This is a genomic window from Streptomyces sp. DH12 (assembly GCF_020873895.1).
Lineage (GTDB): Bacteria > Actinomycetota > Actinomycetes > Streptomycetales > Streptomycetaceae > Streptomyces.
The window spans coordinates 21,958-33,360 of the sequence record NZ_JAHWGT010000053.1; the positions used below are offsets into that span (position 1 = coordinate 21,958).

8 protein-coding genes are annotated in these 11,403 nt (G+C 75.8%); 6 read left to right on the plus strand and 2 right to left on the minus strand.

Annotation, left to right across the window (positions count from 1 at the left end; genetic code table 11):
* Nucleotides 1-70 precede the first annotated feature (70 nt).
* From LPA54_RS30930 to LPA54_RS30945, 4 genes are all read left to right on the plus strand, one after another.
* Nucleotides 71-1,681, plus strand: a complete 1,611-nt coding sequence (locus tag LPA54_RS30930) for an ABC-F family ATP-binding cassette domain-containing protein (protein ID WP_228984005.1) — start codon at nucleotides 71-73, stop codon at nucleotides 1,679-1,681.
* Nucleotides 1,682-1,722: 41 nt separating this feature from the next.
* Nucleotides 1,723-2,634, plus strand: a complete 912-nt coding sequence (locus LPA54_RS30935; RefSeq protein WP_228984006.1) for an ADP-ribosylglycohydrolase family protein — start codon at nucleotides 1,723-1,725, stop codon at nucleotides 2,632-2,634.
* Between the two features lie 274 nt (nucleotides 2,635-2,908).
* Complete coding sequence (locus tag LPA54_RS30940) at nucleotides 2,909-3,619, plus strand: ribonuclease HII (protein WP_228984008.1); 711 nt, start codon at nucleotides 2,909-2,911, stop codon at nucleotides 3,617-3,619.
* A gap of 91 nt (nucleotides 3,620-3,710) precedes the next feature.
* Nucleotides 3,711-4,343: a hypothetical protein gene (locus LPA54_RS30945; RefSeq protein WP_228984010.1), complete on the plus strand. Its 633-nt coding sequence runs from the start codon at nucleotides 3,711-3,713 to the stop codon at nucleotides 4,341-4,343.
* A 182-nt stretch (nucleotides 4,344-4,525) separates the two neighbouring features.
* On the opposite strand, the gene LPA54_RS30950 is transcribed toward LPA54_RS30945, so the two are convergent.
* Nucleotides 4,526-5,155 (minus strand): hypothetical protein, encoded by a 630-nt coding sequence (locus LPA54_RS30950; RefSeq protein WP_228984013.1) that lies wholly within the window; start codon nucleotides 5,153-5,155, stop codon nucleotides 4,526-4,528.
* A 216-nt stretch (nucleotides 5,156-5,371) separates the two neighbouring features.
* Nucleotides 5,372-7,543 carry a RecQ family ATP-dependent DNA helicase gene (locus tag LPA54_RS30955; RefSeq protein ID WP_228984014.1) on the minus strand — a complete coding sequence of 724 codons (2,172 nt, stop codon included), beginning with the start codon at nucleotides 7,541-7,543 and terminating at the stop codon, nucleotides 5,372-5,374.
* 112 nt (nucleotides 7,544-7,655) lie between these two features.
* On the opposite strand from LPA54_RS30955, the gene LPA54_RS30960 reads away from it, so the two are divergent.
* On the plus strand, nucleotides 7,656-9,134 hold the full coding sequence (locus LPA54_RS30960; protein WP_228984017.1) for a DUF4192 domain-containing protein: 1,479 nt from the start codon (nucleotides 7,656-7,658) through the stop codon (nucleotides 9,132-9,134).
* Nucleotides 9,135-9,249: 115 nt separating this feature from the next.
* Nucleotides 9,250-11,340: a glycogen debranching N-terminal domain-containing protein gene (locus LPA54_RS30965; RefSeq protein ID WP_228984018.1), complete on the plus strand. Its 2,091-nt coding sequence runs from the start codon at nucleotides 9,250-9,252 to the stop codon at nucleotides 11,338-11,340.
* The last annotated feature ends 63 nt before the right edge of the window (nucleotides 11,341-11,403 follow it).

Sequence of the window (11,403 nt, forward strand, 5' to 3'; positions counted from 1 at the left end):
CGCCCTCGCCGATTCCTCCCCCTCCCGGCTCCGTCCCGCCCCCTGCCCGGTCCACCCTTCTGGAGGCCCCTTGCCCACGCAGATCTCCCTCCGTCACGTCACCAAGGCCCGAGGCGAGCGACTGCTGCTCGACGACGTCTCCCTCACCGTGCGCCCCGGCGAACGGATCGGCGTCGTGGGGGAGAACGGCGCGGGCAAGACCACGCTCCTGCACCTCCTCGCCGGCACCGAACAGCCCGACGAGGGCGAGGTCGTCACGATCGCCGAGCACGACGCGGGACTGCTCGCCCAGACGCCGCGACTCCCGCCCGACCGCACCGTGGGCGACGCCATCGACGCGGCCCTCCACGAACCGCGCGCCATGCGGGCCCGCCTGCGCACCCTCGAAGCGACGCTCGGCGACGCCGACGACGCCGCGCTCGCCGAGTACGGCGACCTGCTCACCACCTACGAATCGCGCGGCGGGTACGAGGTGGACACCCGGGTCGACAAGGCGCTCCACGCGCTCGGCCTGGCCGGCACCGCCCGCTCGCGGACCCTCGGCAGCCTCTCCGGCGGCGAACAGGCCCGGCTCGGCATCGCCTGCCTGATCGCCGCGGCCCCCGAGGTCATGCTGCTGGACGAACCGACCAACCACCTCGACGAGGGAGCCCTCGACTGGCTGGAGGGGGCCCTTCTCGCCCACCGCGGCACGGTCGTCGCCGTGTCCCACGACCGGACCTTCCTGGTGCGGGTCGCCACCACCGTGCTCGACGTGGACGCCGACCGCCGCACCGTCGTCCGCCACGGCAACGGCTACGCCGGGTACCGGGAGGAGCGGGCGGCCGCGCGCCGCCGCTGGGAACAGGAGTACGCCGACTGGTGCGACGAGACGGCCCGCCTGGAGGCGTACGCCACCACCACCGCCCACGGCGTCGCCGCCGGCCGCGCCATCAGGGACAACAACAAGATGGCCTACGACCGGGCGGGCGGCCGGGTCCAGGCATCCGTCGCCGGGCGCGTACGCAGCGCGCGCGAAAGGCTCCGCAGGCTCAGGGAGACACCGGTGCCCCGCCCGCCCCGGCCGCTCTCCTTCACCGCCCGACCGGTCGCCGGCACCGTCGAGGGGGACCTCGTGACCCTCACCGACGTGCGCGTGGGAGACAGGCTCGCCGTCGACCGCCTGACCGTCGGGGCGGGGGAGAAGATCCTGGTCCACGGGGGCAACGGCGCGGGCAAGACCACCCTGCTGCGCGCCATGGCCGGGCACCTCACGCCGGACACCGGGACCGTCACCCGCCGTGGCGCCATCGGCTACCTCGCCCAGGAGATACCCGTCGACCGCCCGGCGGAGCGCCTGCTCACCGCCTTCGGCCGCGGCCTCCCCCTCGCCGGCGACGAGCGCGAGGAACTCCTCCTGTCGTACGGCCTGTTCCGCCCTCGCGACCTGCGCACTCCCGTGGGCGGCCTCTCGGCCGGACAGCGCCGCCGACTCGCCCTCGCCCGGCTCCTCGCCCGCCCCGCCGACCTCCTGCTCCTCGACGAACCGGCCAACCACCTCGCACTCGGCCTGGTCGAGGAGCTGGAAGCCGCACTCGACCGCTGGACCGGCGCCCTCGTCGTCGTCTCCCACGACCGCCTCCTGCGCCGCCGCTTCACCGGCCGGACACACCGCATGGAGGCCGGACGCCTCGTCGACTGACCCGGGAAAGGGGCGTCGCCACCGGATAGAGTGGCAGGGCGATGACCGCTGACTCCTCCCTCGACCGGCGCTTCGAACGCGCCCTCGCCAGCCTCCGCGGGCTGGCCGTGGGCGACGCCCTCGGCTCCCAGTTCTTCGTCCCCTCCCACTACCCCCTGCTGAAGCGGAGCGAGCTGCCACCGGGCTCCTGGCAGTGGACCGACGACACCGAGATGGCCTGCTCCGTACTGGCCGTGCTCGCCTCGCACGGCCGCATCGACCAGGACGCCCTCGCCCGCTCCTTCGCCGACCACCACGACTTCGACCGCGGCTACGGCCCCGCGGTCAACCGGATGCTCCGGCTGATCCGGGAAGGCGGCGACTGGCGGGAACTGGCCGCCGGCCTCTTCCAGGGGCAGGGCTCCTGGGGCAACGGCGCCGCCATGCGCATCGCGCCCCTGGGCGCCTGGTACGCCGACGACCCGGAGCAGGCCACCCACCAGGCCGAGATCTCCTCCTACACGACCCACCAGCACCGCGAGGCCGTCGTCGGCTGCATGGCGGTCGCGGCCGCCGCGGCCCTCGCCGCGGCCCCGGAGGGGCCACCCAAGCCCACCGACTTCCTCGACGCGGTCGTCGCCCTCGTCCCGCGCAGCGCCGTCGGCGCCGGACTGCGCCGCGCCCGCGACATGCTCGACTACGGCGACACCCAGACGGTGGCCGCCGTGCTCGGCTGCGGACGCCGCACGAGCGCGCACGACACCGTGCCGTTCGCGCTGTGGTCCGCCGCCCGCTCCCTCGACGACTACGAGCGGGCCTTCTGGACGACCGCGCAGGCCGGCGGCGACGTCGACACCACCTGCGCCATCGTCGGCGGCGTGGTCGCCGCCGCGCAGGGGGGCGCGCCGCCGGCCGACTGGCTGGCCCGCACCGAGGACCTGCCCGCCTGGCTCCCGCAGCGCGCCGCCCACTGACCCCGCCGGCACCGCGGCCGCCGCACGCCAGGGGCCGGCGCTCGGGCCTGCCCCGGAGGCCCGTGGGCACCGGCCGCCCGCCCGTTCGGCGGCGGTCAGGGCGGGCCCCGTGGCGGGGCCGGGAGCGGGGAACCGGAGGCGTCTGAAGCCCCACCCCGCGCCCTTCGCGGCCACCCGGAACCGCCGCCACCGGGCGTCGGCGGAACGAGAGATGGCGCAGGATGCCCCTCCGGGTGTCGCCGGCGGGGGCGAGCGGCGTAATCTGTCAGGCGCCATGCCGTACGAAGCACCCACACACACCGTCGAGCGCTCGATCCGAGCGACAACCGGCGCCAGGATCATCGCCGGAGTCGACGAAGTCGGACGCGGGGCTTGGGCAGGGCCCGTCACCGTCTGCGCGGCCGTCACCGGACTGCGCCGGCCTCCGGACGGACTCACCGACTCCAAGCTCCTCGCCCCCCGGCGCCGCACCGAGCTCGCCGCGGAACTCGAACGCTGGGTCTCGGCCCACGCGCTCGGGCACGCCGGCCCCGAGGAGATCGACGAGCTCGGCATGACCGCGGCGCTGCGGCTGGCCGCCGTACGCGCCCTCGAGGCCCTGCCGGTACGTCCGGACGCGGTCATACTCGACGGCAAGCACGACTACCTGGGAGACCCCTGGCAGGTCCGTACGGTGATCAAGGGGGATCGTTCCTGCGTCGCCGTGGCGGCGGCATCCGTGATCGCCAAGGTCCGGCGGGACGCGATGATGACGGAGCTGGAGGCGCAGTCCGACACGTATGCGCCGTTCGGATTCTCCGCCAACGCCGGCTACCCGTCGCCGGTGCACAAGGCCGCCCTCGCCGAGTGGGGACCCACCCCGCACCACCGCATGACCTGGGCCTTCCTCGACGCGCTGCCGCGGTGGCGGCACCTCAGGAAGTACCGCGTCTCCCCGGAGGCGGCCGAACTCGAAAGCGGGGGCCAGCTCGGCTTCGACTTCTGACCGCCCGAACGGGGCGCGGCCGCCCGTCGCGGACCGCACATACGAGCCACCCGCCGATGCCCGACGCACCGGCGTTTGGTAGACATCCCTCATGCCTCTCACACCCGAGGAGCCTCAGATTCACGAGAGTGCCCAGGGTCCCCGCGCCACGCCGGCCGCAGGCCGCCCCGCGCCGACCCCCCGACCCATACCCGGCCCGCGTACCGCGGCCTCGCCCCGCCCCGGCCGTCCGGGCCCCGGCGCCGCCAGGCCCGCACCGCCGGCCCCCCGCCAGCACCCCGCGGGCGCACCGCCCGCGGCCCGGCAGGAGAAGCGCTCGGCGGACGCCGGCGGCACGCCGCGGATCCAGCTGATCCCCGCTCCGCTGGACGGCGCCGTCGACGCCGCCGAGGAAGCGGTGGACCTCCTGCTGGAGAGCGGCCGCGCCCCCGGCGACATCCTGGTGCTGACCACCGGCGAGCGGCACCCCTGGGCGGCCCACGAGCTGTCCTTCGGAGAGGCCGCCTACTGGGCCCAGCACGACGCGCGCGACGACGTGTTCTTCGCCGCCGCCTCCGACCTGGAGCGTGCCGCCGCCCGCCCCGTGGTCGTCGTGGCGGTCAACGGCGCCGACGACGCCGTCACCGCCCGGGCGCTGCCCGCCGCCGTGAACCGCGCGGACGCGCTGCTCATCGTGTGCGGCGACCCTGCACGCATCAACACCGTGCTGGGCACCGCCCTCTGACGGAGCGCCGCACCAGGTGGCCGGACGGCAACACCGCCGTCCGGCCCACCGGCCACCGCCCGGCGCACCGGCACCGCCGGGCCGGCGTCGGCACGGCCCGCCACAGCCGTCAGGACCGGCCCGCCAAGGCCGCCAGGTCCGCCGGGGACGCCGTCACCGGTCCCAAGCCCGGCCTCGTCCCCTCAGCGTGCGGCCGTGCGGCGCAGCGGCTCTCCCGAGCCGCTCGCCATACGCGGAGTCGACTGCACGTCCTCCCCGTCGGCCCCGGAGATGTCCGACGGCGGCGACGTCGAGTGGGGATGCCGACCACCCCGGTCCTCACCCGTCACCTGCCACCCGTCGCGGGTCAGCGTGATGTAGGCACCGCAGCGCAGCCCGTGCAACGTGCACGCGTCCCGCAGACCCCACATCCACGCCCCGTCCTCCTCCGTCCACTTGCCGCTGCCTTCCCGGCAGTTGAGCAGGACGGCCGTACGCACCGGACTGCGCCGCCGCAGGTCATGCGGGATGACGCGGCGCAGGTGCGCCAAGAGCACGTTGCGGAAGTCCCAGCCGTCCGCCGGTACCGGTCTCGGCGTGAACGACGCACTGGCGATCAGCCGTTCCTCGTGGTCCAGGACACCGACCACCGCGGTCGCCGGCCTCGGCACGTGACGGGCGTGCAGACCCGTGACCAGATCACGGGGGCTGCGCAGCAGGGGAATGCCCGCCTCCGCCCACTCGGCCGGCTCCAACACACGGGCGAGACGGCTGGCGGAGGCGGCCGGTACGGTGAACGAGGAGGCTGCGGACGGAGCGAATCCGAAGGTCACGGTCCTCCCTTCGCATACGCGCCCACACAAGCGGGCAGGGTCGGGTGAGGGCGCGCCGCGGCAAGGCCTTCAGGACCGCGAACGGGCCGTGCTGGGGCGGGATCCAATTCTTGCGGGCGGCATGGGCAGGCGGCAACGAGCAATTGGGACCGCTGACGGGAATGGGCTGTTATGCCACCCATTTCCCGACCATAAGAATTCCCCGCGACGGCCCGATCAACCCGCCACCGCGAGGACCAGCGGAAACACCCCGGGCGCTCCCGCGCGACGGAGCAGCCGCGCCGCCACCGCCAGCGTCCAGCCGCTGTCCGAGAAATCGTCGACCAGCAGCACGGGGCCACCCGCCGACGACAGCCGCTCGGCGAGCCCGGCCGGCACGGTCAGCGCACGGTGCAGACCGAGCACCCGCTGCGCGCTGTTCGTCCGCGAGATCCGCGTGTCCACGGCCTCCGGCGCGTACTCGACGGAGCCGAGCAACGGCATCCGTCCCACCTCCGCGATCCGCGCGCCCAGCGAACCCACGAGCTGCGGACGGCTGCGCGAAGCGACCGTCACCACCCCCGCCGGGCGGGCCGGCGCGTCCGACGCTCCGGACGCCCAGCCCCCCGGACCCTTCGCCCAGTCGGCCAGCACCCGCACCACCGCGTCCACCACGTCGTCCGGCACCGGCCCGTCCGGCGCCCGCTCCGCCAGCATCGGCCGCAGCCGGTTGCCCCAACCGATGTCCGACAGACGCCCCAGCGCCCGGCCCGCGGCCGACTGCTCCCCGACCGGGATGCGGCCCTTGAGGTCGACACCGACCGCCGGCAGACCGGTCGGCCACATCCTGCGCGGCTCGACATCCACCCCCGGCCTGTCCAGCTCCCCCCGCGCCGCGTCCAGGGTCGTGGCGGACACCTTGGCGTCGAAGCGAGGACCGGCGCAGTTGTCGCAGCGGCCGCACGGCGCCGCCTCCTCGTCGTCCAGCTGCCGCCGCAGGAACTCCATGCGGCACTCCGCCGTCGCCACGTAGTCCCGCATCGCCTGCTGCTCCGCGGCCCGCTGCCGCGCCACCCACGCGTACCGCTCCGTGTCGTAGGTCCACGGGCGCCCCGTGCTCGTCCACCCGCCCTTCACCCGGCGCACCGCGCCGTCCACGTCGAGGACCTTCAACATCGTCTCCAGCCGGGTGCGCCGCAGCTCGACCAGCGGCTCCAGCGCGGGCAGGGACACCGGCCCCTCCGAGCGCGCCAGGACGTCGAGCGTGCGCCGCACCTGCTCCTCGGGTGGGAAGGCCACCGACGCGAAGTACTGCCAGATCGCCTCGTCCTCCGGGCCGGGCAGCAGCAGCACCTCCGCACTCGCCACACCACGCCCCGCGCGACCCACCTGCTGGTAGTAGGCGATCGGCGAGGACGGGGAACCCATGTGCACCACGAAACCCAGGTCCGGCTTGTCGAAGCCCATGCCCAGCGCCGACGTGGCGACGAGCGCCTTCACCCGGTTCGCCAGCAGGTCCTCCTCCGCCTGGCGCCGGTCGGCGTTCTCCGTCCGCCCGGTGTACGACGCGACCTCGTATCCGCACTGACGCAGGTGCGCCGCGACCTCCTCGGCCGCCGCGACCGTCAGCGTGTACACGATCCCCGAACCCGGCAGCTCCCCGAGGTGCTCGGCGAGCCAGGCCAGCCGGTGCGCCGCGTCCGGCAGCCGCACCACCCCCAGGCGCAGACTCTCGCGGTCCAGCGGGCCCCGCAGCACCAGCGCGTCCGACCCCGCCGCCGTACCGAGCTGCTCGGCCACGTCCGCCGTCACCCGCGCGTTCGCCGTCGCCGTCGTCGCCAGCACCGGGACGCCGGGCGGCAGCTCGGCCAGCATCGTGCGCAGCCGGCGGTAGTCAGGGCGGAAATCGTGCCCCCAGTCGGAGATGCAGTGCGCCTCGTCGACCACCAGCAGGCCCGTCGCCGCCGCCAGCGCGGGCAGCACCTCGTCGCGGAAATCGGGATTGTTCAGCCGCTCCGGCGACACCAGCAGCACGTCGACCCGGCCCGCGGCGATCTCCTCCTGGACCGTCTGCCACTCCTCCATGTTCGACGAATTGATCGTCCGGGCGTGGATGCCCGCCCGAGCCGCCGCGTCCACCTGGTTCCGCATGAGCGCCAGCAGCGGCGAGACGATCACCGTGGGGCCCGCACCCCGCGCCCGCAGCAGCGCCGTGGCCACGAAGTAGACGGCCGACTTCCCCCAGCCGGTGCGCTGCACGACCAGCGCCCGCCTGCCGTGCGCGACCAACGCCTCGATGGCCCGCCACTGGTCCTCACGCAACCTCGCCGTGCCGGTGGCGTCACCGACCAGGCGGGCCAGCACCGCGTCGGCCGCGGAACGCAAATCCTCGTCGTTCGTCTGCTCCATGCCTCACATGGAACAGCACCGCACCGACAACCGGCGAACGCACCGGCAAGCCTGTGGACAAAGTTATCCACAGGGGTCGACGGATCGGTGGGTCCGGCGGGACCGTCGAGCCATGAACGCACACCACGACCACACCGGTCCCCGCGACGCCCGCCCCTCCGCCGCCAGCCCGCTCCCCGTCACCTCCGCGGGCTTCACCGGCGAACCGCAGATCACCCTGCGCGGCCCCGCCGAACTGGCCGACGCGCTCCCGTACCTGCTGGGCTTCCACCCCACTGACTCAGTCGTCCTACTCGCCCTGCACGGCGAGCGCGGCCGTTTCGGCGGACGCCTCAGGCTCGGCATCCCCGCCTCCCCCCGCGAGTGGGCGCCCGTCGCCGAACAGCTCGCCGAATGCCTCGTCGAGGGGTGCGAGCGGCGCGGCTCCCGACCGGACGGCATCGTCGTCTTCCTCTGCCAGGACCCCGCCGCCGGCGAGGAGGACGGCAGGAGGGCGATGCAGCGGCTGCGCCCCTTCGCGCAGAAGCTCCGCACGGCGTGCGGGGCCCTGGACGTGCCGGTGTACGAGGCGCTGTGCATCTCCGGCGGCCGGTTCTGGTCCTACTGCTGCCCCGACAGCGACTGCTGCCCGCCCGGCGGCACGCCACTCGCCCCGCTCGGGACGTCCGTCATGGCGGCGGCCGCCGCCTACGCGGGCATCCACGTGCGCGGCTCACTGCGCGACATGGAAGCCCGGCTCAGGCCCCGCCCGGCAGGCCCCGACACCGCCGCGCAGGAACACGCCCTCGACACCGCCAGCGCCTCGCTCGTCCACCGCATCCTCAGCACGAAGGAAGCCGCCCGCGTCAGGGAGGAGACCATCCACCTCGCCCAACGCCTCATCGACCGGCTCACCGAGCACCCGCCGCTCAACGACGACTCCGCCGGCGACGACCGCGACGACGCACTGATCGACGACCGGGAAGCCGCCGAACTGATCGTCGGGCTCCAGGACCGCCGGACCCGCGACCGCGCCGCCGAGTGGATGGAAGGCGCCGCGGCGGACCGCGCCCTGCGGCTGTGGCGCGCCCTGGCCCGCCGCTGCGTCGGCGCCTACGGCGAGCACGCCGCCGCACCCCTCACCCTCGCCGGCTGGGTCGCCTGGTCCGCCGGGGACGAGCCGACCGCCCGCGTCGCCCTCGCGCTCGCCCTGGAGGCCGACCCCGAATACGTCTTCGCGCGCCTGCTGCACCAGGCGTGCAACGAGCAGCTCGACCCCGAGACCCTCCGCCAGTGCCTGCGCGGCGAGCGCGACACCCGGGAACGCACGGAGGACCGCCGACCGGGCAGGCGCCGGACGACCGTACGCGGCACGGGGGCCCGAGCCGTACGGCGGCGGCTGCGTGCCCGCACCTCCCCGACCCGGCCCACCACCACGAACACCCCGCCTCCCGGCCCGGCGCGCCCCGCCCCCGACGGCCCCGCCGCACGTTCGGGCCCGGTCCGCGGCGGCGGGCTCCGGGCCGCCGGGGACGGCCGGACCGCGGAGGGGCGCGACGACCTGACCGGGACGGGCAGCCGTGACGCGGGCGACGGAGGGAGCGCCGGATGACGGCCGTGACCCGCGCCCCGGTACCGCCGTTCACGTCTGTGGCGGAGTCGCCCGACCCGTGCCGCCGTACATCCAGCGGCTGTCCGGAGCGCACAGAAGGCTCAGCAGACGACCCATGGATCTCACCGTCCCCTCACCGGCCCCGACCACGACCCCGACGCCGACCCCGGCCCTCGGCCGGCACGCCCAGACCCGCACCCCCTGGGGGCGGGCCCACCCGCCCCCCACCGCCCACGGCCGGCCTCCCGCCCCACCAGCCGGCGGACTCCCGTCCGTCCACCACGCCCTCGTCTGCGTCGCCCTGCCCGGACTGGCCGTCTCCCCCGAGCACGGACAGCTCACCGGCGCCGGCATCGAAGGGGTCTACCAGTCCGGGCGACGCCTCCTCTCCCGCTGCCTCCTGCGGGTCTTCGGCCGCGAGCCCGTCCCGGTCCAGGGCAGGCTGCTCTCCGCGTCCCACGCACGGTTCGTCGCCGTCGTCCGCACCCCCGCGGACCCCGGCCCGGACCCCGGCGTCACCGTGGAGCGCTCCAGGGACGCCGACGGCTCCGAGCGGATCACCCTGCGCAACGCGACGGGACGGCCCCTGCGCGTCCCGGTCGAGCTCAGCCTCGGCACGGACCTCGCCGCACTCGGCGCCATCGCGTCGGGACGAGCCGGACCCGAACTGCGTCCCTCCGTCCACGGCTCGGGGCTGCGCTGGTCGGCACCGGGCGGCGGCCAGTCCGTCGTCGCCGCCGAGCCCCCGCCGAAGGACGCCCTCGCGTCCACCGGACTCCTGCGCTGGGAGCTCGATGTCGACGCGGGAGCGGCCCGCACCATCACCCTGCGCCTCCACGCCGGTCGCCCCCTCAGGCCGGCCGCCAGGTCGAGCGGCCAGGTCCTCTCCGAGGCCCGGGCGGAAGGCGACGACCCACGCGCCGCGAGGTTCCTCGCCACCGCCCTCGACGACCTCCGCTCCCTCCTCGTCCGCGACCCCGCGCACCCCGCCGACCTCCACCTGGCGGCCGGCGTCCCCTGGCGCACCGGCCCCGCCCCCGCCGAGGCCCTCTGGGCCGCCCGGATGCTCCTCCCGCTCGGCACCCGGCTCGCCTCCGACACCCTGCGCGGCGTCGCCCGCTCCCTGCACGGCGCCTCCGGCCCGTCCGCCGGGCACGTCCCCGGCCCGCTCCGCGACGCCGGCCCCCACCTCCCGCCGGCCTGCACGGGAGTGGAGGCCACACTCGCCTTCCCGGTCGTCCTCGCCGAGGCCCGCCTGTGGGGACTCCCGGAGCACGACCTGGCGGAGCTGCTGCCGGCAGCGGAGCGCTGTCTGGCGTGGCTGCGCTCCGCTGTCGACGACGACGGGCTGGTGGCCGAGCCGGGGCCCGCCGCGGGCGTACGGCGCGCGGAGACCCAGGCACACGCCCACCGGGCCGCCCTGCTCGGCGCCGAACTGCTGGAGGGGTGCGGCCGCGGCGGGGCCGACGAATGGCGCGACCGCGCCCACGCGCTGCGGCGTCGCTTCCGCGAGGACTTCTGGCTGGACGACCCGGCCGGCGGCCGCCCCGCCGTCGCACTCGCCGCCGACGGCCGCCCCCTGCCTCCCCTCGGGTGCGCCGCGGCCCATCTGCTCGACACCGGACTCGTCGGAGGGGGAGGCCACGCCGAGGGACTGCTCGACAGGACGCAGACCGAACAGGTCGCCCGGCTGCTGGGCAGCCCCGCGCTCGACACCGGCTGGGGCCTGCGCGGCCTCGGCGCCAAGGAGCCCGGGCACAATCCGTTCGGCCACCGTGCGGGCGCCGTCCGCGTCCACGAGACCGCCGTCGCCGTCGCGGGGCTGGCCGCCGCCGGGTACGAGAAGGAGGCCACCGGGCTGGTCCGCGGACTGCTCGACGCGGCGGAGGCGTTCGCGTACCGGCTGCCGGAGATGTACGGCGGGGACCAGCGCACCGAGGAGGGGGCGCCCGTGCCGCACCCGTCCGCCTGCCGTCCGGCCGCCGTCCCCGCGGCCGCGGCCGTGCACGTCCTCGCCGCCCTCGCGGGCGTCCGCCCAGACGTCCCGGCCGGCACGGTCGCCCTGCACCCGCTGGGCGGCGCCCCCCTGGGCGCCCTGAGACTCTCCGGGCTCAGCGTCGCGGGGGAGCCTTTCGGGGTGCGCGTGAGCAGGATGGGGCTCGGAATGGTCGAGGAGGCCGCCGCCGGCCTCCAGTTGGGCGTGTGACCGCGTGCGGACGGCGACCGGAGAGCACCAAGGGGAGAAAGGGGGAGAGGGGACGGGGGAGGG

Coding starts and splice junctions, on each gene's coding strand:
- LPA54_RS30965 (WP_228984018.1), top strand. CDS start 9,250: ATGGATCTCACCGTCCCCTCACCGGCCCCGACCACGACCCCGACGCCG.
- LPA54_RS30955 (WP_228984014.1), bottom strand. CDS start 7,543: ATGGAGCAGACGAACGACGAGGATTTGCGTTCCGCGGCCGACGCGGTG.
- LPA54_RS30960 (WP_228984017.1), top strand. CDS start 7,656: ATGAACGCACACCACGACCACACCGGTCCCCGCGACGCCCGCCCCTCC.
- LPA54_RS30945 (WP_228984010.1), top strand. CDS start 3,711: ATGCCTCTCACACCCGAGGAGCCTCAGATTCACGAGAGTGCCCAGGGT.
- LPA54_RS30935 (WP_228984006.1), top strand. CDS start 1,723: ATGACCGCTGACTCCTCCCTCGACCGGCGCTTCGAACGCGCCCTCGCC.
- LPA54_RS30940 (WP_228984008.1), top strand. CDS start 2,909: ATGCCGTACGAAGCACCCACACACACCGTCGAGCGCTCGATCCGAGCG.